Annotated in this window: 16 protein-coding genes and 1 CRISPR repeat array; of the genes, 2 read left to right on the top strand and 14 right to left on the bottom strand. The window is 25.3% G+C overall.

Going from position 1 to position 23,409, the window contains the following annotated elements:
- Nucleotides 1-13: 13 nt before the first annotated feature.
- A CRISPR array of direct repeats spans nt 14-1,092; the repeat unit is 30 nt; unit sequence ATTTAAATACATCTCATGTTAATGTTAATC.
- Between the two features lie 339 nt (nt 1,093-1,431).
- The 4 genes from NG918_RS16085 to NG918_RS16070 all read right to left on the bottom strand — a co-directional run bounded on the left by NG918_RS16085 (nt 1,432) and on the right by NG918_RS16070 (nt 4,451).
- On the bottom strand, nt 1,432-2,070 hold the full coding sequence (locus tag NG918_RS16085; protein WP_252212181.1) for a hypothetical protein: 639 nt from the start codon (nt 2,068-2,070) through the stop codon (nt 1,432-1,434).
- Nucleotides 2,071-2,249: 179 nt separating this feature from the next.
- Nucleotides 2,250-2,612: a phage holin family protein gene (locus NG918_RS16080; protein ID WP_252212180.1), complete on the bottom strand. Its 363-nt coding sequence runs from the start codon at nt 2,610-2,612 to the stop codon at nt 2,250-2,252.
- 136 nt (nt 2,613-2,748) lie between these two features.
- Complete coding sequence (locus NG918_RS16075; protein ID WP_252227043.1) at nt 2,749-3,483, bottom strand: DUF434 domain-containing protein; 735 nt, start codon at nt 3,481-3,483, stop codon at nt 2,749-2,751.
- 317 nt (nt 3,484-3,800) lie between these two features.
- Entirely contained in the window at nt 3,801-4,451 is a 651-nt protein-coding gene (locus tag NG918_RS16070) for a hypothetical protein (RefSeq protein ID WP_252212178.1), read from the bottom strand.
- A 241-nt stretch (nt 4,452-4,692) separates the two neighbouring features.
- Between NG918_RS16070 and NG918_RS16065 the strand changes: the two genes are divergently transcribed.
- Nucleotides 4,693-5,565, top strand: a complete 873-nt coding sequence (locus NG918_RS16065; RefSeq protein ID WP_252212177.1) for a DMT family transporter — start codon at nt 4,693-4,695, stop codon at nt 5,563-5,565.
- Nucleotides 5,566-5,617: 52 nt separating this feature from the next.
- Here the strand turns inward: NG918_RS16065 and NG918_RS16060 are convergent, their stop codons facing one another.
- Nucleotides 5,618-6,400, bottom strand: coding sequence for an endonuclease/exonuclease/phosphatase family protein (locus NG918_RS16060; RefSeq protein WP_252227040.1), 783 nt, complete (start codon nt 6,398-6,400; stop codon nt 5,618-5,620).
- 533 nt (nt 6,401-6,933) lie between these two features.
- On the opposite strand from NG918_RS16060, the gene zupT reads away from it, so the two are divergent.
- Nucleotides 6,934-7,737 carry a zinc transporter ZupT gene (gene zupT, locus NG918_RS16055; protein WP_252212175.1) on the top strand — a complete coding sequence of 268 codons (804 nt, stop codon included), beginning with the start codon at nt 6,934-6,936 and terminating at the stop codon, nt 7,735-7,737.
- Between the two features lie 428 nt (nt 7,738-8,165).
- On the opposite strand, the gene NG918_RS16050 is transcribed toward zupT, so the two are convergent.
- From NG918_RS16050 to NG918_RS16010, 9 genes are all read right to left on the bottom strand, one after another.
- Entirely contained in the window at nt 8,166-9,644 is a 1,479-nt protein-coding gene (locus tag NG918_RS16050) for a reverse transcriptase family protein (RefSeq protein WP_252227038.1), read from the bottom strand.
- On the bottom strand, nt 9,641-11,449 hold the full coding sequence (locus tag NG918_RS16045; protein WP_252227036.1) for an SWIM zinc finger family protein: 1,809 nt from the start codon (nt 11,447-11,449) through the stop codon (nt 9,641-9,643). Before NG918_RS16045 ends, NG918_RS16050 begins: the two co-directional genes overlap by 4 nt.
- Nucleotides 11,439-14,456: a hypothetical protein gene (locus NG918_RS16040; RefSeq protein WP_252227034.1), complete on the bottom strand. Its 3,018-nt coding sequence runs from the start codon at nt 14,454-14,456 to the stop codon at nt 11,439-11,441. The genes NG918_RS16045 and NG918_RS16040 overlap by 11 nt, the downstream gene beginning before the upstream one ends.
- 348 nt (nt 14,457-14,804) lie before the next feature.
- Complete coding sequence (locus tag NG918_RS16035; RefSeq protein WP_252212171.1) at nt 14,805-15,032, bottom strand: hypothetical protein; 228 nt, start codon at nt 15,030-15,032, stop codon at nt 14,805-14,807.
- 452 nt (nt 15,033-15,484) lie between these two features.
- Nucleotides 15,485-17,548, bottom strand: a complete 2,064-nt coding sequence (locus tag NG918_RS16030; RefSeq protein ID WP_252227032.1) for a methyl-accepting chemotaxis protein — start codon at nt 17,546-17,548, stop codon at nt 15,485-15,487.
- A gap of 258 nt (nt 17,549-17,806) precedes the next feature.
- A complete protein-coding gene (locus tag NG918_RS16025) occupies nt 17,807-19,129 on the bottom strand; it encodes an NCS2 family permease (RefSeq protein WP_252227031.1) in 1,323 nt (440 codons plus the stop codon).
- A 246-nt stretch (nt 19,130-19,375) separates the two neighbouring features.
- A complete protein-coding gene (locus NG918_RS16020) occupies nt 19,376-19,876 on the bottom strand; it encodes a hypothetical protein (protein ID WP_252227030.1) in 501 nt (166 codons plus the stop codon).
- 430 nt (nt 19,877-20,306) lie between these two features.
- Nucleotides 20,307-22,523 carry a M56 family metallopeptidase gene (locus NG918_RS16015; RefSeq protein WP_252227029.1) on the bottom strand — a complete coding sequence of 739 codons (2,217 nt, stop codon included), beginning with the start codon at nt 22,521-22,523 and terminating at the stop codon, nt 20,307-20,309.
- Nucleotides 22,524-22,550: 27 nt separating this feature from the next.
- Complete coding sequence (locus NG918_RS16010; RefSeq protein WP_252227027.1) at nt 22,551-22,946, bottom strand: BlaI/MecI/CopY family transcriptional regulator; 396 nt, start codon at nt 22,944-22,946, stop codon at nt 22,551-22,553.
- Nucleotides 22,947-23,409 lie beyond the last annotated feature (463 nt).

The raw sequence follows: 23,409 nt of genomic DNA, 5'->3' as shown, positions 1-23,409 counted from the left end.
ATTATTATATTACATTTAAATACATCTCATGTTAAGGTTAAACCATACTGAAAAACTGAACATTCCAGCTGCAGTGGAATTTAAATACATCTCATGTTAATGTTAATCCTTGGATAGTAGAACAACTAAAATCTAAACCTTCTATTTAAATACATCTCATGTTAATGTTAATCAAATTTCTTTGAAGTAACTTGATTTACACCGTACCAAATTTAAATACATCTCATGTTAATGTTAATCTATATTATTCTATTGTAATTTAGTTAATTGGACAAATTTAAATACATCTCATGTTAATGTTAATCATAATTATATTAAGGAAGTGATTATATGAGAAAATAATTTAAATACATCTCATGTTAATGTTAATCTGGTTTATGGTTACAATGCCATGATATTTATTTTGAATTTAAATACATCTCATGTTAATGTTAATCACAAGACTATTACAAATACATTGAACAAAATATACGATTTAAATACATCTCATGTTAATGTTAATCTTAAATCTATATATCCTGGAGAAGTAAATGTATCATTTAAATACATCTCATGTTAATGTTAATCAACCTCCAATTTTATTTGACTATATGTTTGAAAGTATTTAAATACATCTCATGTTAATGTTAATCTTTTTAAAATAAGTACTATTAACCATAAGAATTACAATTTAAATACATCTCATGTTAATGTTAATCAATGCATTAAAAAGTTTTTTCGATGTTGGAACTGCATTTAAATACATCTCATGTTAATGTTAATCATATTAATAGTATCAAATAAAACGGTGGTTAAAATATTTAAATACATCTCATGTTAATGTTAATCTTTCTTGGATTAGTAAACCATGCTCTAGCAATATTTATTTAAATACATCTCATGTTAATGTTAATCTTTTAGAAGCTTCATAGGATCTAATCTTGTTTTCATTATTTAAATACATCTCATGTTAATGTTAATCCTCTTATTAATCCATTCCAATGAAGCTCCTGTAGAATTTAAATACATCTCATGTTAATGTTAATCTTTTGCTATATTGTTTTCAAGTAAATAGTTTAGAGTATTTAAATACATCTCATGTTAATGTTAATCCATTGAAAATAAGCCATTCTTAAAATGTTAAAATTCCTCTAATACAGTAATAGTAACACATTATAAAAATTTTACCAAGTGATTTTTAAATATTATTATTCTCATTCCTCAACCTATATAACTCTTGTATTTACCTAGCTCTGCAGCAATTTTAATATAATAATCACCTGGTAAAAATATATGCTATTATTGTACTTTGCATATTAAAGATGTTGGATTTAGATTAAAAATAAATTGGTTAATAATATAAACAAATAAGTAAAATTGACATTTAAATATAACATGCTTCAAAAAGGTAGATAACTTTTACATAAGTCATCTACCTTTTTACAAAAATTCTTATTTTCTTTTTATAGATTTTATACCAGTGATCTCTTCTATATACTCAAATTCAGGATTTATTTCATTTACAAAAGCTTTAATCCATAAACTTCTTAAAAAGTAAAAGTAGTCTACATCACCATTTTCTTTATCCCAAATTTCTTTATGTACGCAATTCCTTCTAGTCCATTCCACAAAATTTTCATTACTATTTATAATTTCATTTACTCTGTCACATGGCATTCCATCTAATATATAATCATTTACTTTGTTAAATATATCTTCTGCACTATCTAAGATAAATCCCTCTTCTTTAACTTCTTTTGCTGCCATGATCCCTTGATTAATATACACTTGTTCTAGTTTTGTTTTAGCTTCTATATTATTATCTATTATGATAGTCGTCCAAGCCGCTACTCTTCCTTCTGATGAATGTATCTTTTCTTGTAACCATCCATGAATATTACTTGTATCTATAATTTCATCAAGAGGTTTATTCGGTAGCTTATCTCCATACTTACCTTCAATTTCTCTTTGTAATTTTGAAATATCTAATCCTTGGCTTTTTGCAACATCAATTATTTCATTTTCTAATCCTTCAAACCATAAAATCTTATTAAATAACCAAAAATGAATTTTTCCTAAAAATAAACTCATATCTTTTCCTCCAATATTGAATAATTTATTATATTAATGTTTTGCTGTAATTTAAGTATACATTTTTTACTCAATTAATTATGTAACAAATGTTACTATTAATGAATTTATTTTAATTAAACAATAAAAAGGACTCTATTTTTAGAGTCCTAATTAATTTTGTAAATTAATATTTATTTTTACATTACCCTTCCAGGCAATACTGCATCTAAAATCCCAATAACTACAGATGCTAATAATGCTCCAATCATAGATACTCTCATATTAGGAACTACAAATTGTGCTAAATATATTATTAAAGCAGCAATTATAAATCCCTTTACACCTTTTCCAATAGGTGATGCATCAATTCCCATAAACATTTCTACTACATAATCTGATACCGTTATTACAACCGCTGCCAATAAAAATGACCATAATCCATTAATACTAAATCCTGGTGTTAAAAATGATGTTATTCCTAAAATGATTACAACTAGTGCTAATCTTGTTAACCAATTCAAAGCACTATTACTATCTGAAGTTTTTCTTTTATGTTCCATAAATATTCCTCCTTATAATGATAATTTGCTTCACATATATTATGCCCATGTAATAAAAATAATATTAAGGAAAAAATATTATAAAAAAAACACTCTATAGATATGTTTTAATATCTATAGAGTAACACTTATAATTTTACATCTCTTTATTACAATCATTTAATAAAGAAAAGTCAATACATGTATAGTCATTAATGTTATTATCTATAATTTTTTTATTTAAATTAAGCCAACTTTTGCATTTATCAAGAATAATTGCATCACTTGTTATAACATTATCTAAAGTTTCTAATATTGAATCAACATTGTTGATATTTTCAACTTGCAAATCAAAATTAAACTCACTTAATAATTCTAATATTTTTTCTTTTAACTTTCCTGAATTAGATACTGGCGCATCCAAATAAAAAATAGCTTTTCTCACTTTATTTTCTTCTAACATTTTTCCAATTAGTGTAATTGCTGTTTCAGTTTTATCTATTATACGATATGTGCCTCTCAATCCTGCCAAATCTCTAATTGTTTCATCCATACATTTTAATAAAGATGAATTAGATAATGCAACTTCCAATGTTATTATGGTGTTAAATCCATCTATATTTACAACACATCCATCTAAATTGCCTTTAATTTCTTTAGCTTTTCTGATTAAAATTCTATTTTTTGCAGAAACAGCTCTTACTAAAGCTAATCTTTGACGTTCAGATAATAGATAATGATTTCCTATAAACACCGAGGCACTTTTTATGTTATATCTTTGATTTAAAAGATAATATAAATCCTGTCCAGCCTTATATAATTTTAAAAGTGATTTTTCATTAAACTCTTTTTCATCAGTAGCTACATATCCTCTTTTAACAACTTTACTCATATGTTAATATCCCCTTATTATTGTATCTTTGAATTAAATAGTCTATTTCTTGATTAAATATATTATGAGTTTTTAATCTATATAATTATACTTTTAAATATAACTATCTAAATTTATTTACTTATTTTTATATTCCACAATTATGAGTAACTCCCAAAAAACATTCCATAAATTCTTTAAAATTATTATTCTTAATAGCTAAATCTACTTATAATGTATCTATCGTAAATATTATACATCTCTTTACATTTATTTTTCAAAATAAGTGTAATAGCTTTTAAAAGACTACTAGATTTAATCTAATAGTCTTTTAAAAGCTAATATTTACTATAAAAATACTCCATTCCTATTCTACTTATTTTAAATGAAGGTATTTTTCTAAACTTCTCTTTATAATACGATGTATTGTGTATTTTTACATACGTGTTATATATATTCTTAACTTCTATTTCACCTTCTTGAACTATTTTATTAAAAAATGATTCAATAGATATTATTTTTAGCTCTCTCATAAATTTTCTTTCATAATTATAAATAACATTATCTATAATTTTAACTAACAATGGATTTTCTTCATATTCAACAACACTACGCCTTATATCACTTTTTGCTCTAGTATAAGTATAATCAGCTATAAAGTCATTTTTTCTTATTTGTGCTTCTTCAGATGCTATCTTCATATCAGCCATGGATATTTTTTGAACTGAATTTTCATAATTTTCTTCTAAATCTTTTTCTAAAATTATATATGGTTTGTAATAATAGTCTATTTTCTTCCCATTTTCCAAGGTATTTGTTCCAAGAAATACTGTGTAATTCAGATTTATCTTCTTAATGTTGTAATTGCTTTTTATAAATTTTTCTATAAACTCTTTTGGTTTAAAGTTAGCATTTATGTCTCCTATATTTACTGTCTCACAATACTTCTCATATCTATTTTCCTCTTTAAAGACATAAGCATCATTCATAAAATTTTCCTCCTCAAATCTTATATTATATAATATGAAAAGAAAATTTCTTTTAGTACTACATAATTCTAAGCTATAAATTAATATTTATACAATAATCTTAATATTAACTTTAATAGTATTACGATTTTTGTTGATTATAAAAATAAAATTAATTATAATCTATAAAGTATGATGTTAACATTTACTTTAAAAACATAATCTTTAATTAGTTTTATCAAAATCAAGAGGGGGACTTTTTTTGAATACATATAGAGGACTATTATATGCTATTTTATCATCTGTAGCATTTGGGCTCATGCCTATATTTGCATCAATAGCTTACAAAAACGGATCTAATCCGACAACGGTCATAATATTTAGATTTTTATTATCATCAATAAGTATATTTATATATCTTTTATATAAAAAAGTTAAAATTAAAATTGAAAGAAAACCCATGTTAATCTTATTAGCAATTGGGATTATTGCATACACTATTACAACACAAACTTTATTTATGTCTTATAATTATTTAGGTGCTGGACTAGCTACTACTCTTCATTTTATATATCCAGCAATTGTATGTATTATTGGTTTTGTCTTTCTTAAAGAGAAGATTAGTAAAAGAAAAATAATATCATTATTTCTTTCAGGCATAGGCGTTTATTCTCTTGTTGCTTTTGAAAGTAAATCATTAAGTACATTAGGAATATTTTTAGCATTATTTTCCGGAGTAGCTTATGCAATTAATTTAATTGTATTAGGACTTGACTGTATAAAATCAGTAGATAATAAAATTTCAACTTTATATATGTGTGTAGGGGCTACTCTAGGTATGGTTACATATGGTCTATTTACAAAATCAATAGTATTGAGTTTTAATACTAAAATAGTAGGATCATACATAGGAATATCATTAATCTCCACTATAGTATCTATAATTTTATTACTTAAAGCTATTGAATTAATTGGAACTTCATCAACATCTATTTTAGGAACTTTTGAACCAATAGTCAGCATAATTTTTGGTGTATTACTTCTTGATGAAAATTTATCTTTTGAATTAGTAATTGGAGCTGCATTAATATTAACTGCAACTATTGTACTAGCTAAAGATACAAAAGGCGAATAAAGATAGCAGTAGGTAAATTTGTACTTATTATAAATTTACCTACTGTTATTTTTTATTTAATATTTATCTCAGCCATCAAAGGATAATGATCTGATGGATATTTACCATTAATATTATATTTTACTATTTCTACATCAATTATTTCAAACTCTTCTGATACAAATATATAATCTATATGTGATCCCTTTTCTTTATTTTTAAAATGACCCATAGTAGCTTTATTATATAATGACTTATTCATATCTTGTACAGCTACAAGTCTTTTATTGAAAATATCTCCATTTATAAAATTCTTAATTAATTTACTATTAGGACTAGCGTTAAAATCTCCCATAATTATTAATGGAAGTTCTTCTTTTTCTTTTTCTTGTTCTTTCTTTATAAACTCTGCAATCTTTTTAAGTTCATGTGCTCTTGCTTGTGGCAAAAGACAATCTAAATGCGAATTACAAACTCGTATTCTTTTCCCATTTTCTAATTCAATTATGGCTGTTGTGCAGATTCTTGGAAACATTGAATACCATCTTGATCTTCCTATCTTTTCTGGATTATCACATAGCCAAAATGTTTTATAATTATCTATCTTATGTTTTTTGGAAATCAAAATATCATTTCTCTCTGAAAACAACTTTTTACTTCTTGGATTGCCTACAATAGTATATGTATTGATATTATTATATATATCTTTAAACATTTTCTCAGTTACTTCTTGAGTACCTATAATATCACAATCATATTTATTTACTATATCAAACACTAAGTTTTTTCTCTCACCCCATCTATTATTAAAATCTAAAATAAAATCACATCTCAAATTAAAAGTCATTACCTTCATAGCAATATCCTCTTTTCAGCTTGTTTTAAAAATTCATTTATTAAATTATTATCAACTCTGTTTTATCATTCTTTAATATATAGTATCTGTACTTTATAAAAAAAAAGACCATCTTTATTATAAAAATAAAAGATAGTCTCTTTACAACCACATAGATTTCTTGCTAACAATTCTTATATTCGGTTGTGACACTTCAGCGTAGCACCAATACTGTCACATAACCGAAGGATCGATTTTTAATGTGCACAGTATTGGTAGCGTAGCGAATTGCGCGCAACCTAATGATGTGTGTCTGACAAATCTCCACCATGGCGCAACACCACAGTATAAAGGCCAAAAAATCTATGTTTTTTAATTTTCTTATTTATCAAATTATACCATATACAAAACCAAATTTCAACATTTTTTAACTTTTTTAATAAAATAATCTTATTGATTAAAATTCTTTAATTAGTTATAATATAAAATATAATTCAATTGATATTGAATATCAATTGAATTATACATATTGTTTTTACAAAGGAGGGATTATATTGAATAATATTTTATTTGCTTTCTCATTAACTCTTTTTTCAGGATTATGTACAGGCATAGGAAGTGCTTTTGCTTTTTTCGCTAAAAAAACTAATACTAAATTTCTTTCTATAAGTCTTGGTTTTTCAGCAGGTGTTATGATTTATGTATCAATGATTGAAATATTTTTTAAAGCTAAAGATGCTCTTACAGAACAATTTGGAATAAAGACTGGTTCTTGGCTTACTGTAGTATCATTTTTTGGAGGAATGCTTACTATAGCACTTATTGATAAAGTTATTCCAGTTGGAGAAAATCCACATGATATATATAAAGTTGAAGACTTAAATGCAAATAAAGTTAATTCAAATAACAAACTTTTAAGAACAGGATTATTTACTGCAATAGCTATTGCAATTCATAATTTTCCTGAAGGGCTTGCAACATTTATTTCTGGCCTTCAATCTCCATCTATAGCAGTTCCAATAGCCGTAGCTATTGCAATTCATAATATACCAGAAGGTATCGCAGTATCAGTTCCTGTTTATTATGCTACTGGTAATAAGAAAAAAGCTTTTGTATATTCTTTTCTTTCTGGATTATCTGAACCTTTAGGAGCTATTATCGGATATTTAATCTTAATGCCTTTTATTAGTAATGCGGTATTAGGTATTATTTTTGGAGCAGTAGCTGGTATAATGGTTTTTATATCACTTGATGAACTTCTTCCCTCTGCAAGAGAATATGGGGAACATCATCTTTCAATATATGGACTAGTAGGCGGTATGATACTAATGGCTGTTAGCTTATTATTATTTCTATAAAATTTAGTCTAGTTCATATTTAAATTTAAAATTACACAGTTTATTAATTTTCTTAAGCGTGTATATGTATTATACGGTTATTTAAAATATAAATTAAATTTTATTCATTGAGCAAATTTTGAACTTTTAATAAGGCTATGTTTTAAGTGAATGTTGATATTTTAGTATAAGGGCGAACTGGCATTGGAATTTGCTTTTTAGAACTCTTAATGAAGATTTGTACAATTAATTGCTTGTCAACAATCTTTGATTGGGAACATGCATTAATTGGACTAAGCTTTATTTTAGAGTTCTTAAAGTAACTTCCTCTGTCCATGAGCTTTATACTACAATATCAACACTGTTTTAAAACATAGCCTTTAATAAAAGCAAAATCACCCCTAATGTGATTAACCTAATATATTATAATTTTTAAAACAACTTTATAACTAACTATTAATCAACTCCATTGCAGAATCAATAATAGCTTTGTATCTTTTTTCATTAACACTTTTTATCCATGATGTCATTCCTGATATTTCATTTATAACTTTACTAGATAATACTTCACCATTATTTTTATCTTTATTAGCATTGTAAATAGCAGCCCTTAATTTTTTAATCCATTTTTTAGGTACTCCAATTTCTTCGTTGTTTATTACAATACCTGTTATACATTGACAATTATTTTTTCTTAAGAATTTTGTTTTATCCTTGTTTATATTAAAACCCTCTTCTTTAACAATCTTTGAAACTAATCCTATAAATCTGCCAATATTTAATTCATCATCATCCCCATTAAAGCTAAAACTCATATCATCGGCATACCTTGTATAAGTAAAATTATATTTAGAGGAAAGTCCTTTTAATCTTTTGTCTAATTTTATACAAATTATATTTGTAATCATTGGACTTGCTGGTGAACCTTGTGGAAGAATTCTATTTGATGTCTTTATATATTTTTCTTCTCCTCTAACCTCTATTTTCATACGTTCGCAATATGTACAAATCATTGCTAACATAGATGCAATATATCCAGAATATCCAAAGGATTTAAACATTCCTCTTACTCTTTCAAATGTAATTGTTGGAAAGAAATCTTCAAGATCTATATTAATAAGCAATTCAGGTTGTTTAAAATGACTTTCTGCCGCTGAAACTACAGATTTTCCCTTTAAAAATCCATGAGCTTCATCACTAGTAGGAATTTTTAATAGAATGTCATCTAAAATTTTTCTTTGTGAATTCTTTAATACTGATTTCGGAGCTGCAATATTACGAACTCCTCCTCTTTTTTTAGGAATAGTGTATCTATAATAATGATCAACAGATACTACATCTCTATGATAAACTAAAAATCTCAACTTCTTATATTCTATTCCTAGAAAACCAGCTAGTTCTTTGTCATCATTTATAATAGGTAAATCTTGTGCTAATAACTTTTCCTTATGAGTTTCTTTATCTTTAAGTAAACTAGAATATCCTTTTCCTATAAATACAATTTTATCTTCTTTTTCTTTTTTCCATTCCTCTGAGCGCTGTCTTTTTTCAAGTTCTCTTTGTTTTTTTCTTTCAGCACGCCTTGCAATAGATTCCTCCATAATAGTCTTAGATACATCCAATCTTATTTTCTCATAATCCCATGTTTCATCGTACTTTTTTTGAAGTTCTATTAATTTTGAATTTATCTTGTCTTTTTCTTCATATAAATTAGCAATTTCATCAATTACTTTTTCATATTTTTCTAATAGATTTTTTCTATTTTCATACTGTTCACTTGTTTCATTTTCTTGTCTTTCATAAGGGGTAGGTAGATTCTGTGGCCAAAACCCATATTCCTGCATCTTTATAAGGGTAAATTCCTTTTTACCCATTGCATTTACAGCTTCTCTATAATCTTTTCTATTATTTTCTTGGTTCTCCATCATAGTACCGTCTCCATAATATCATTAATTTTATATTCTTTATTTGGTTCTAATTTTAGCTTTAAAAATTTTGTAGAAATTAAATATAAAGCTAAAATATGTGAACAAGGAGCTGAAATATTTCTAGGTCCTTTATTAAAATCTCTACAGTCACATTTAACTTTTGAAAGTTGCCCTTCTTGATCTATTTTTATTAAAGTTTCTGTAAAATCAAATTCTCTATTAAAATCATCTGTCCTGTAATATTTCCACTTTTTATATTTAGGATTTGGCGTCTTTAGCGAATGTGTAAAAATAAACTCATTATCTTCTGTCATTGTCACCCTAAAGTTATCCATGCCTTCATCTATATGTTCTTGGACCTTTAATTCCATAGGTGTTGTTTCATATAATTCTTTTGGAATTTCTTCATTGCATAATCGTCTAAATCTTACAGAGTCATTTATTGCATCATAATAACCTTCTCCACGTCTTAAAAGCATACCTATTCCTGCTTTGTTTTCACTCTTTGAACTTTCAGTTAAATCTTCATAAATTTTATCTATTGAAGCAAAACGTTTTTCTTTTAATAATTCATAAACTTTATCGTAATTTCCTTCTCCAATAAATCCACCTAATATGTTAAATGCTGTCCCTTTTACCCAATCGTTAGAAGACCATGATGAGAAACCTATAGTCATCTTCATCGCTCCCATATCTCCTATAATAAATTGTGGCATTCCAAATCCAAGAAGTCTTACTTTAAAAGACTTAACTAAAGGAATTATCTTTTCTAAAACAAGCCAACGTCTTCTTCCCCATATTTTTTCTTCTCTTTTCTTTTCTCCATTATAAATTGAATTAAGAGTAAGAGTCTTTCCAAAAGGTTCAAAAATAATTTTAATTGGCTTATCAGGTTCTAATATCCACTTCATATATCTTGGACTTTCTTTTGCTTTATGTCTTCTTAAAAATGAACATATATCATACATATCTATTGGTGATAACTCAACATCCACTCCACCTAAACTGGCAGCTGAAGAAACTTGATTAAACCCCTTTATCCATGTCTCAGGAAGCTCTATTTTCTTTTCCATATGTTCAGGCATTACTCCACTATCTACTCCAAAACCCTCTGGATTAACAGATAGATTTACATCACTATAGGTTCTAAATCTCTCAATTTCTTTAGCTAATTTAGCTGAAAAATCTATATTAGTTGTTCCTAAAGATGGTTTTTGTAGTAATTCAAATTCTTCCATATCAATTGATAAACATCCATATGTAGACTCATCTACAGAAAATGCTTCAAAAGATACTTGATCAGGATGAACTGTTATTACAGGATCTAAAACAAACCACAGGTCCATATCTCTATCCTTTATAAATTTCCAAAAGTCTTTTTCAATCTTATAATAATCTTTCCATATATCATGTTTATCAATTTCTTTTTTTAGATTGTTTTTAATATCAATTAAATTAAATATTTCTTTATTTTTATCCTCAATAGAATTTAATAATGTATTCATATCATTATTAAGACTATTTCTTATTTCTGGCAAATACTCATCATGTTTTAATATTCTTCTTTCAATTTCTTTGTCAAGCCACTCAAAGAATTCAACTCTTTCTTTCTTTTTTTGACTCATATCAGAAATAACAATTTCACGAAGCATAAGCATTGCATCTCTAAAAATAAGTGGATGCTTTAACTTACCTAAAAAAGATACTTTCTCATTTCTTGAAAGATCTGGACTAAGTCCCAAAACTGTTTCATTTCCTTTATTTAGACACATAGATGGACTTGCATATTCATACTTAACCTTCAAGAGACATCGCCCCCTTTCTTATTTTAGCTAATGCCATAAGTGCACGTTCTGAATCTACTATAATATTTGAACCTCCGATATCTAGTAACATATCTTCGATTTCATTTAATTTATTTTTATATTTAGTTGCAAATTTAGGTATAACCTCATATATACTGTCTTTGCTCTTAGAAATTCTATTAGGAAGAAATATCAATGTTTTTACATAATACATAAAAAGTTCCTCATCTCCATCACCTAAGTTTGCAAGTATCTCAGTTGTTTTATTAGAAATATATTCTTTTACTTCACTTGAAGTATGCTCTAACATTTGAATTATAAATTCTTTAGGAATTAAGTCGCCATATATCTCTTTTAATTTTTTAATTCCAAATAGATAAACTTTGTTTACTGGAGAATCGATTATTATTCCATGTAATTTCCTTTGTTCCTCATTAATCATATTCTCAAAAATTTCTTCTGCTTTTTTATTAAGTATAGTTATATCAGATTCAAACATAATTAATAGGGTAGAAAATCTTTTACTTAATGTTTCACTATTTCTTTCAATAATGCCAAACAATATCTTAATCATTTGCGCTGTAGCAGATTCTAATATACTTACTAATTGAGAATCCTTAGGTATCTCATTATTTTTTATTGATTCTAATAGAGAAACAACTTGTCTATTTCTTTCTGAAATTGCTTTTTGTGTATCTTTTATATTAACTCCATTAAGTAGGTTCTCTAATTCCTCATATGAAAGTGAAAAAATTGCTTCCTCTACAAATATCTCAGCCCACTCTGGCATACTAGATTTTTCAAAAATTGATGAAATAACATATGATATTAAATTCATCTTTTCATTATTAGATATGCCTTTAAGTTTATTAACTGAAAGTGAAAGCAAGTCTCTAATTTCTTTAGATAAAGTAACATTGGTCTTTCTAAATCTATCAGAATTATCTATAATTTCTTTCACAAAGTTTAAATACTCTTTTTCATTTAACGATAAAATGCTTTCCTTAAATAAGTTTATCCAATTATCAAGATCATTTAAAAACATGAAATTCACTATATCACTAGATTTAAATTTTCCATTAGTCCTTTCAAAAAAACTAATAGCAAGCTCATGAACATTTTCATTTTTACTATTGATTAAATCTATCATTAATTTTGAATCAAATTCATCTAGTTTATTTAACTTTTCTGTAAGAATGTTCATAAACATGTTGGCAAGTGGTTCATAAGAAACTAATGTTAAATCACTTAACTCTTTATATGACATATTATTTATAAGTTCATTGGTTCTTTCTGAGTCTTTTAAAATATAATAACATGCCTTAAATATTGGATTAATATTTGAATTTATAGCTATGTATAATACATCATCTAAGTGATTGTCCCATATTTCCTTAACAAATTCATATCGCCCTTGAAGTTTCATTAATTGATCATTTTGCATCCACTCACTTCTAGCTTGCCAATTATCCCAGCCTATTGGAGGTTTTTCTTTAAAATCATTATATAAATAATATTTTATAAAATCATTGAATTGAAAATTCCCTTTAAATTTACATACATAATCATGCTTTGTATAACTTGTTAGAAGAGATTTCATAGCTATTATAAATTTCTCTTCATCATTTTTTGCATAAGAATCCATAATTTTTCTTACATATCGCTTAAAGTATTTTAGTTCTTTTCCTTTACCAGTACCTTTAAAATAATATGTTAATCTTGGTGCATCTAAATAATAAGCTATTTTACCAATAACATCTGCTAATCCATATGCTTCTGCTTCTTGAATTGTATTTTTAAATTCAATTGTATTTAACATTACTCCATCAGTGTAAATCCCTTCTTTATAACGCTGAGGAGATCTAGACTCTACCCACTCACCCTTTTCATAATCATATCTTCCATAGTATTCTTTTAAGAGCTCTTGAGCTGCATACTTTCTATAATGTGCTCCTTCAAGTACTTTATTAGAAGGAATATCTTTACCATTAATATTAATAAGATGTAAATCCATTTCTGATAAATGTGTACGTATAAAGCTTTCTCTTTTTTGTCTTAATTCTTCTGTTATTGTATTTACATATATTGTTACACATCGTTTTACACCCTTTGTATAATTTTCGCCGCCCCAATTTATATTTGATTTTAAAATATTTTTTGCTTCTTCTATTAATAATGAATTATTATATCTTGCAAACTCTAAGAATAAACCTGATATCATTTCAGTACTTCCAAGTTTTAAAAGTAAGTTGTAAATTTCCTTTGGTGGATTGCTTTCAATTAATTGAGATAATCTTTTTTTTCTCATATAAATATTTTTATTGCTAAACATATCATAAATAACTAAATAGTATTTATGATATTCTTCATCCAAATTTAAAACTTCATTAGGATGATTAGCTAATCTAAAATTAGGAAAACTTATATTTTTAGCTTGTACATTTTTCACGCAGTCTTCATATGATATTTCTTTAAAGTAAGGTAATACTATTTTATTTTCCTCTTCTAAGTTTTTGAATTCATTAACTAAATAATTTTCATCTCTTTTCCAATACCAACTATAATCAACTCCATTTTTATAATACATTCTAGGAAATTCTTCATCTTTATTCCTATTATAATATCCATCTTCTTGTATAATTTTTACTGATTCAAAAGATGGTAAATGTCCTTCACATCCATTAAATATAGCATAACTAGAATATTTAACTTCGTCTTCAAGAATACTAGTTACAGATTCTCCATCACTTTGAGTATTTTTAAACTCATGTTTTCCATAAAGTATAAGAAAACTTGGATTATTGTTATTATCCCATCCCCATAAAACTATGCTTCTTAAAGGATTATAATCCTTTTTCCATACTCGGTTTAATGTTTTAGTGTTTTTTATAGGACAATTTATGCTATCAACACTATCATTTAATTCGATTTGATCAACTTTATCTTCTTTTGATTTTAAGAAAGAAAAAACTGTATTTAAAAAGTTGTTTTCTTTAAACTTTGACATAACAGTAAACCACCTTAATCTTTTAATATTTTTAGACTATGTTTTAAATTTAATACAAAATATTAATTCCACATAATTCTTTTCAAACTATTTTATCACAGTTATGTTTAATATTAAATATTAATAATTTAAAATAAAAGACTATGTTTTAAATATGTGTTGATATATCCAATTATTCAGTCCACTTTTCTTATGCATATATCAGTACGCTGCTAAAACATAGACAAATAAAAAAATAACCTAACACATTTATTTTTTTACAAATGCATTAAGTTATTTTAATTGTGAATATATTTTAAGTTATTTGTTAGCCTTATTTTAAAATATTTTTAATCGTTTACAAAATAACTACATTTTAATATCCATATATTTTTCATTATCTATTCTAATATTCTCCAATTCATTGGTTATAGCTTTATCCATTGATTCTATATACCTTTCTATTTTTTTTGCTTTTTCTATATCTTTTATATTATTTATGCAAAAACTCAATATTTTTTTATATGCATCTCTTTGCACTTTAATTAATTTCCTATATTGTTTGTTATTTAAATCAACTACATCTACTTCATTCATAATACCTCACCCTCCTAAAAATATAATTCTACAAAAATTCTTATTATCCTTTTTTTGTAAATCAATATTATGATATTATAGGTATAATAAATAATATAAAAAAAACATAATAAACAAAAACACAACTAGAAAATATATAAAAACTTTAAATATTTTCCTGTGTTTTCTCTATTATGTCTCAACAGGTAAAAATCTTACTATATAATTTTTACTAATATGTCACTATTATACAACATTAGTCATATAATTCGATATGCTAAAATCTCATTAGCATTATGTATTACTTAATTCTCTTTTATTTTACTATATACTTCATGATATTTCAACATATTTTTTGAAAAAATATGCTTTTTTAGAAAATAAATAGAAATTTTCTTGATTAAATTCATCAAGAAAACTCCTATTATTCTTTATTATTTAATTTTTTCATCAAATTGCGACTATTAATTAAATTATTGAATCTTAAACTTAGAAATTTCTTCTCTTAATTTATCAATATGTTGTTTTGTTTTTGAAACTTCTTCAACAACTTCTACTGATTTATTATTAACATCACAAGTTCTATTTGCTATTCCAGCAGTTCCAGTTGCACCTTGTGACGATGCTTGTGATACTTCTTCAATTGACTGCATAATATTTCCCATAGAACACATCAGTTTTTCAGCAATAATACTAAATTTAGTAATTATATCACCTATTGTTTTAGCATCTTCATTGTATACATTAGCCACATTTAACATAGTTTTATAATCTTTATCTATATCTATAGATACAAATTTTAAAACTTCATTAGCACTACTTGAAAGATTATTTACGCTACCAGTAACTTTACTAGTTACTTCTTGTATTTCTAAAACAGTATGTTTTGATTGTTCAGCAAGCTTTCTAATTTCTTCAGCTACTACTGAAAATCCTTTTCCTGCATCTCCAGCTCTTGCAGCCTCTATTGCTGCATTTAATGCAAGCAAATTAGTTTGTTCTGTAATTTTCATAATAGCGTCAGATAAAATATTAATTTGATTAACTACCCCTGAAGATTCAATAGCTTCTTCAAGTTTTTCTTTAGTATTAATAAAAATATCATTTGCCTTCTTTTGAGATGCTATAACATTTTCTTTTGTTATATTAGCTCTATTACTAATTTCTTTTGCATTATTTGCACCTTCTTTTGACTTATCTGCAATAGATATAATTGCTTTTTCTATTTCTTTTGAAGTTGTAGTCATCTCATCTGTAGTAGCTGCTGTTTCTTCAACACTAGCTGTTAACTCTTCAGTTGCTGCAGATATATCTTCTAAATTAGAATTTAATACATTTACATCTTCTATAACATTATTAACTTCATTTTCTATAGAGTTTGATTCGCTTTTGATTTTACAAATTAAGTTTACTAATGCAGTTCTCATATCTTGAATGCCATTTATTATAACTCCAATTTCATCTTCTCTTTTAAGATACTTAGAATTTACTTCTATCATAAAATTACCTTTACCAATTTCGGCTAAATAATTTGCAGCTTCTTTGATAGGATTAGTAATTTTCTTTACATTTTTAATAATTATCACACTTATAGCTAGTACCATAATTACAGCTATACATAAAAATACAATGTTAGTTTGTATCATATTTTGTTTTAATTCTTTTTCTGAAATAAGAGCTGCCAGATTCCATTCTGTACCTTCAACTCCCTTAGAATTTACAAAATATTTTTCTCCACCAATATTAACATTAAATTGCTTAGAATCTCCTTTTAATAAATTATCTAAATTCTCTATATTGACATCTTTTATGTTTTTAAAATTATTTTCTTCATTGTTTCCATCTGCCATGATTGTTCCATTTTTATGAACAATCATAAAAAATCCAGTTTTTCCAGTCTTCATATTATTTAATATGTTACTTATAGAAGACTGTTCAACATCAATCCCCACAGCACCAATAACGTTTCCATCAGTATCTTTAACAATTCTGGCATTGCTTGTAATCATTGTATTAGTAGTATCTATGTACGGTTCTGTCCTTTTAATTTCTCCGTTACCATCAATAGCAAGTTTATACCACTGTCTTATTGTAGGATCATATTTTTCCGGTATATATGTTTCTGGCCAATTAATATATCCACCATCTTTTGTAGCTAAATAAATATATTTAGTTTCTGGATGACTTGCAGCGTATTGATCGAAAACTTCATATATTTCCTGTTCAATTCCTCCATTTATGGAAGGTGTCATGTCAACTTTAGTACTATTGTCTTTATATTTAGTAATAGTTGCATCACCTTTCATTACAGTAGGATTTGTGGCCATCATATTAATATTAGCATCAACTTGATTGTAGAAATTATTAATTGCACTTGATACAATGTTCATTTGTTCATTGGAGTTATTAATGTATTCACTTTTAGCTTGTACACTTATTCTATAAGAAATAAAAGTCATCATTATTACCAAAAACAAACAAATCATTCCTACTGATAGTTGTAAAAATCTAGTTTGTATACTTCTATATTTTTTCATAATTATATACTCTCCTTCCATATCTGTAAAATTAATTTTTAATATCCCAGCTTTCGTTAATATTATATATAATCAAATTATTCATTTTTAATATTTTGATATAAGCTGTAATTGAAACCGTATTAAATAATATTACTTTAAGTATATATTATCAAACATTAAAATTCAACAATATTTGACATATTATGTTATTATTATAAAAAAACTCCCCTTCAATATTAATTTATTAAAAGGAAGTTTTTTGTTATTTAAATATTTTTAGATTAAGAATTTTAATACAAATATTATTCCTATTACCACTGTAGCTAAAGTTATATCCTTTATTTTTCCTGTAAATAATTTTAATAGTATGTATGAAACAACTCCAAATACGATACCATCTGATATACTATAAGATAACGGCATCATAATTATAGTTAAAAATGCTGGTATAGCTTCTGTAAAATCCGAAATATTTATTTCTTTTATTGGCTCAATCATAAATAATCCAACTAATACTAATGCTGAACAAGTGACTGCTGGAGTAATTGAAGCAAATATAGGTGCAAAGAATAATGATAATCCAAACATTATAGCAGTAGATACTGCTGTTAATCCTGTTCTTCCACCTTCCGCAACTCCTGAGGCACTTTCTACAAATGTACTTACTGTACTTGTACCAACACATGCTCCAAACGTAGTTCCTATTGCATCTGCAAAAAGAGCTTTCTTTATATTTGGAACTTTTCCATTTTCATCCAACATTTTTGCTTTTGTTGTTACTCCAACTAAAGTTCCTATTGTATCAAACATATCCATAAATAATAATGTAAATAAAGCAACTACCATATCTAAAGAAAATATATTATTCCACTCAAATTTAAAGAAAACTGAACTAATTGATGGTGGTACACTCATTATACTATTAGGTGTTGGAGTAATTCCAAAAGGAATTCCTATTACAGCTGTAGCAATCATTCCAATAAATAATGCACCTTTAATATTCCTTGCTAAAAGAATACCTGTAATTACGATACCTATTATTGCAAGTAGTGCTGTTCCACTTGTTATATTCCCAAGTGCAAGAATTGTTGAATTATCTTCAGGGTGAACTATAATTCCTGCCCCTTCAAAACCTATTAGTGCAATAAATAAACCAATACCAACTGAAATTGCTTTTTTAATGTTTTCTGGTATTGAATCAACAATAGCTTCACGCACATTGAATAAGGTTAATAAAATAAATATAATACCTTCTAAAAGTACTGCTGTTAATGCAAATTGATATGAATATCCCATACCAAGAACTATTGTAAATGCAAAAAATGCATTTAAACCCATACCTGGCGCTTGAGCAAATGGTAATTTGGCATATAAACCCATTATCAAAGTTGCAACTACTGCTGATAGTGCTGTAGCAGTAAACACTGCTCCACTATCCATTCCAGCTGCTGATAATATAGTTGGATTTACTATTAATATGTACGCCATAGTCATAAAGGTAGTAATACCTGCTATAATTTCTGTCTTAACATTTGTATTTTTTTCAGTAAGTCCGAAATAGTTATCTAACATTCCATTCTTTTCAAATAATTTCTTCATAAAACCACTCTTTCGTAAATCTTTTTTCCACCTGAACTATAATAAGTTATTTTTCGATATATTGCAACACTTTTGTGAATATTTTACGATATTTTAGTACTTATTTTCGCTTTTTATGATGTTTATACGAATATTAATATATATCTATCTTTCTCATTATTCGTTTTTTATTTTTGAAATCATTATAATTTTCTATTTTTTATAGTTAAGTTTTTAATAATTAATCTATATTATAGATAGATAATCTTAAATTCCAAATATAGGTTGATCAATATTTCTCTTATAAATACCTTTTGTACCATTTAATGTATAATATGAAGATATCAAGCCAAAAATATTTCCTAAATTAATATCTATATTAGGTCTAAGTGAATAAGTAATTTCTCCATTAATATATTTTTTATATAATTTATTGTATTTAATAAATCCTATTTCTGTAGTCATTGATCTTGAAATTAAACCAAGATAAACTGATTGTAATGCTGGAATATCAGGATTAGGTAACTCATTTGAATTTACTCCCTTATTATATTTACTATAAATTAACTCAATACCTTCTAGTGTTGATATATAAGAAAGTATGTTTGCATATATAGATATTGTTTGAGCACATTTTTGTGTATCTAATAATCTTAATAATTCTATATCATCTTCAGTGAAATTTTTTGTGCTATTAGTTTTTGTATATTCATTATATTTTCTACTATTATGAGAGTTATTATGTTTATAATTTGAATTTTGTTTCAACTCCTTTCAACTCCTTTACTTTATTGGCTTTAATTTATAATACAAAACTTGATTTTCAGTGAAAATTTCTTAAACTGTTAAGATTTGAATTATATTAATATATGCTCATATATTAATAGTTCTACATTGTGATATATTTAGATATGATTGCTATAGTAATTATATGAATCTCAAAATAATTTAATGATAAATCTTATAATATTATAAGATTCTATCTCCTCATATATAATTTTCTTTAATTAACCCATAACTTTAAAACTGCAACTTATATTTATAATACAATTTTTGATAATTAAAGAGTGCTAAAATAAGTATAATACTCTCTTAAATTATTGCTAGCAAAATAATTTAATATGAGAATATTATACTTATTATAATCTTATATGTTTATAAAAACTTAATTTTATCTAATTTTTTATTAATATACTAACTAATCTATTGATTTAGAATTAACAAATTCTTCAGCTATTTTATCTGGATTATCAACTTCATTAAATAAAGCAATTGAATAACAAACATCATTTTCTTTCCAAATATATACTAAACAATAATTATACTCATTGCTTTCTTCGTATTTAAATACCTCATTATTATTAATGTTTAATTTTTTTACATTAATCTTTTTAGGTATATTATCTTCTGTATTTTCATTAATAAAATATTCATTTTTCTTTATATCATCATAAAACTTTAAATCTTTTTTAGCTGTAAAAGTAATTCTCAAATTTTTACTAACATAAAAATTATTCATTTCGTAATTTATAATATTGTTTTCTATATCAGAATCTCCTGTTATCCCAACTCCTGACCCAGTTATTTTTATATCTTTATCTACTTTTAATGGAAATTTAGGATTAAATCCAAGAATTTTTTCAGCTTTCTCTAAATCTCCTTTATCATATATACTCATTACTCCTATTTCTGTTGAAACTTCTCTTGTTGGATAGTAATTTACGTTTTTTATATCTTCTGAATACTTCAAAGATTTTGCTATTTTAAATATATTATCTTTATCAATACTTGTCCATTGATTAATTTCATCTTCATTTTTACATTGCTTATTATAATTTAAGATATAACATATACCAGAATCTTTCCACACAAAATATCTATTTATTTCCTTCATTTCTTTGATCACAATATCAATATCTTCTATTTTTCTTTCTGGAGAAGTAATTGTAACAGTAACCTCTTCTCCATGAATTCCATTAAAGTCTACTAAATTTCTTTCACTTTCTACTTTAAACTCTTCTTGTAGTGCACGTAAGCTTTCTGATTTTTTTATTATCTCTATTGGATCTGATACTCCTGTGATTAATGAAAATTCATTGTTTCTTTCATTGTTATTATCAAAAAACATTTGTACTGCATTTTCTTTATCAGACACTTTTATGACTTGAAATCCAGCTCCAACTTCATTTCCATCTAAAATATAATCTGGTACTTTGAATTTAAATCCTGCTATTTCTTGTGCTTTTTTAATATCATCATAAGATTTTAAAGGTGCATCAATTAAAAATTTAGAATTTTCTTCTTTATTAGATATTATTTTTGAAACATTATCATTATCAAATCCTTTTACTTGAATACTGTTTGTAAATATTGCTATTGTAGCTACTAAACAACTTAATATAGCAACTGTTGATACTTTATATGAACCTTTTTTAAAGTCTTTTATCATTTTAATTCTCCTTTTTATTTGGTTATTATTTTCAAAACAAATTAGCAATCTAGATTGCTCTTTTTTATTAAAAAACATTCTTGAAAAATCTATAAGCGTCATACCATAATCTATTCTTTCTTTTTCTTCAAGGCACTCTAAAACACATGCATCACAAGCATATTCTCTATACAACTTCATTTTATTTATAGCAATCCATACTAAAGGATTAAACCAATGTATACAAAGAACTACTATACTAAGAAAGTTATAATATAAGTCTTTTCTTTTATAGTGCATAAGCTCATGTAATAGACTATAGGATAGTTTATTGTAATCTTCCATTTTCAAAACATATTGTGGTATATAAATTTTAGGCTTTAAAATTCCAAATATTCCAGGACTTTTTATTCCATCATATATAAAAATTTGAATTTTTGAATTTATATTTAACTTATCTTTTAAATTGTTGATTATAGATTTAATTTTAAAATCTTTATATATTTCTAAAGGTATAATTTTTCTTTTAAATCTCATTAAAGATAATATGAATGTTAAGCTTAAAACAATTATCCCTATAATCCAAATTAAAGAAGCTATCTTTATAAAATTAGAAATCCATATTTGTTTATTTATAGATTCTTCTTTATTTTTTTCATAATCATTAATTTTTTCTATCTTCTTTGTATCATTATTGTAATTATTATATCCTATGGAAATTTCTCTATTTTTACCTGAGGTATCTAATATCATTTCCTGTAAACTATTTGTATATTTATCACTAAAAATATCAAATAAATTTATATTTACCTCTGGAATTACAGGCACAAGAAGTCTTAACATTACTAAAATCCACAATCCATGTTTAATCCGCACACTAATATGATTATTAAACATTTTTAAAATCAGAATTATTATTAAAATAATGATAGCTGCTGTTAAAGATGTTTGAAAAAACCATAAAAAAACCTTTTCTAAACTCCCCATAAAAATATACCCCTTCTCGTTATCTAGTTAAAAATCTTTTATATTGATTTTTTCTTTTTTTTCTTTAAGAATTTTCTCTAATTCTTCAATTTCATCAATAGATAGATTCTCCTCTTCTAAGAAGCTACTAAAAAGAATATTTAAAGCTCCATCATATACTTTTTTAATAAAAGATTTATTTTCAAACTTCATACAATCTCCCTCAGAAATTAAAGGATAGTAATTATATACTCTACCATCTTTTTTAAAACCTATAACCCCTTTTTTTATAAGTCTTGTTATAAAAGTTTTTATAGTTTGTTTTGACCAACTCATTTTTAAACTCAATGCTTCTATTATTTCTTCAGATGTTAAAGGATTTGTTTTCCATAAAGTTTTCATTACTTCCCATTCAGCTTCTGATATTTTAGGAATTTCACTCAAAAAGTACATCTCCTTTCTTTTAAATCTACAAATGTAAATTATTAATTTAAGTCTACACTTGTAGATTTATAATGTCAAGAATATTTTTACATTTATTCCAATTTCAATTGTTTTTTCATTTTATCACTTATAATTTTTAAAAATATTATTAAAAATGTACTATCCTCATTTTTTTTATTTAGATATTAAATCTTTATCCTCTACCTAAATCTTACCTTAAATAAAACTTATTATTTATGTTTATAAAATATATGAATAAGCACATATATAATAACTATGCTTCCTATTAACCTTAATATTGATAATATAAAATTCTCCAGATTGAATTTTTTCATTACTTTTTCATCCTCTCAGATTTCTTACAAAAGTTTAATCTATCTCTCTATCTTAAGTATAATATATTGTTTGCTATATATTTATACTTAAATATATTAAGCTTATTTAAATCTACAACTCTAATCTA

This window comes from Clostridium sp. ZBS2, from assembly GCF_023845855.1.
Lineage (GTDB): Bacteria > Bacillota > Clostridia > Clostridiales > Clostridiaceae > Clostridium > Clostridium aquiflavi.
Note: the sequence above shows the minus strand (reverse complement) of the source record. Positions and strands in the feature narration are given on the sequence as shown.

What these genes read in the sequence shown, in the direction of transcription:
- NG918_RS16085 (WP_252212181.1), bottom strand. Translation starts at nt 2,070, where the DNA reads ATGAGTTTATTTTTAGGAAAAATTCATTTTTGGTTATTTAATAAGATT.
- NG918_RS16080 (WP_252212180.1), bottom strand. Translation starts at nt 2,612, where the DNA reads ATGGAACATAAAAGAAAAACTTCAGATAGTAATAGTGCTTTGAATTGG.
- NG918_RS16075 (WP_252227043.1), bottom strand. Translation starts at nt 3,483, where the DNA reads ATGAGTAAAGTTGTTAAAAGAGGATATGTAGCTACTGATGAAAAAGAG.
- NG918_RS16070 (WP_252212178.1), bottom strand. Translation starts at nt 4,451, where the DNA reads ATGAATGATGCTTATGTCTTTAAAGAGGAAAATAGATATGAGAAGTAT.
- NG918_RS16060 (WP_252227040.1), bottom strand. Translation starts at nt 6,400, where the DNA reads ATGAAGGTAATGACTTTTAATTTGAGATGTGATTTTATTTTAGATTTT.
- NG918_RS16050 (WP_252227038.1), bottom strand. Translation starts at nt 9,644, where the DNA reads ATGATGGAGAACCAAGAAAATAATAGAAAAGATTATAGAGAAGCTGTA.
- NG918_RS16040 (WP_252227034.1), bottom strand. Translation starts at nt 14,456, where the DNA reads ATGTCAAAGTTTAAAGAAAACAACTTTTTAAATACAGTTTTTTCTTTC.
- NG918_RS16035 (WP_252212171.1), bottom strand. Translation starts at nt 15,032, where the DNA reads ATGAATGAAGTAGATGTAGTTGATTTAAATAACAAACAATATAGGAAA.
- NG918_RS16030 (WP_252227032.1), bottom strand. Translation starts at nt 17,548, where the DNA reads ATGAAAAAATATAGAAGTATACAAACTAGATTTTTACAACTATCAGTA.
- NG918_RS16025 (WP_252227031.1), bottom strand. Translation starts at nt 19,129, where the DNA reads ATGAAGAAATTATTTGAAAAGAATGGAATGTTAGATAACTATTTCGGA.
- NG918_RS16015 (WP_252227029.1), bottom strand. Translation starts at nt 22,523, where the DNA reads ATGGGGAGTTTAGAAAAGGTTTTTTTATGGTTTTTTCAAACATCTTTA.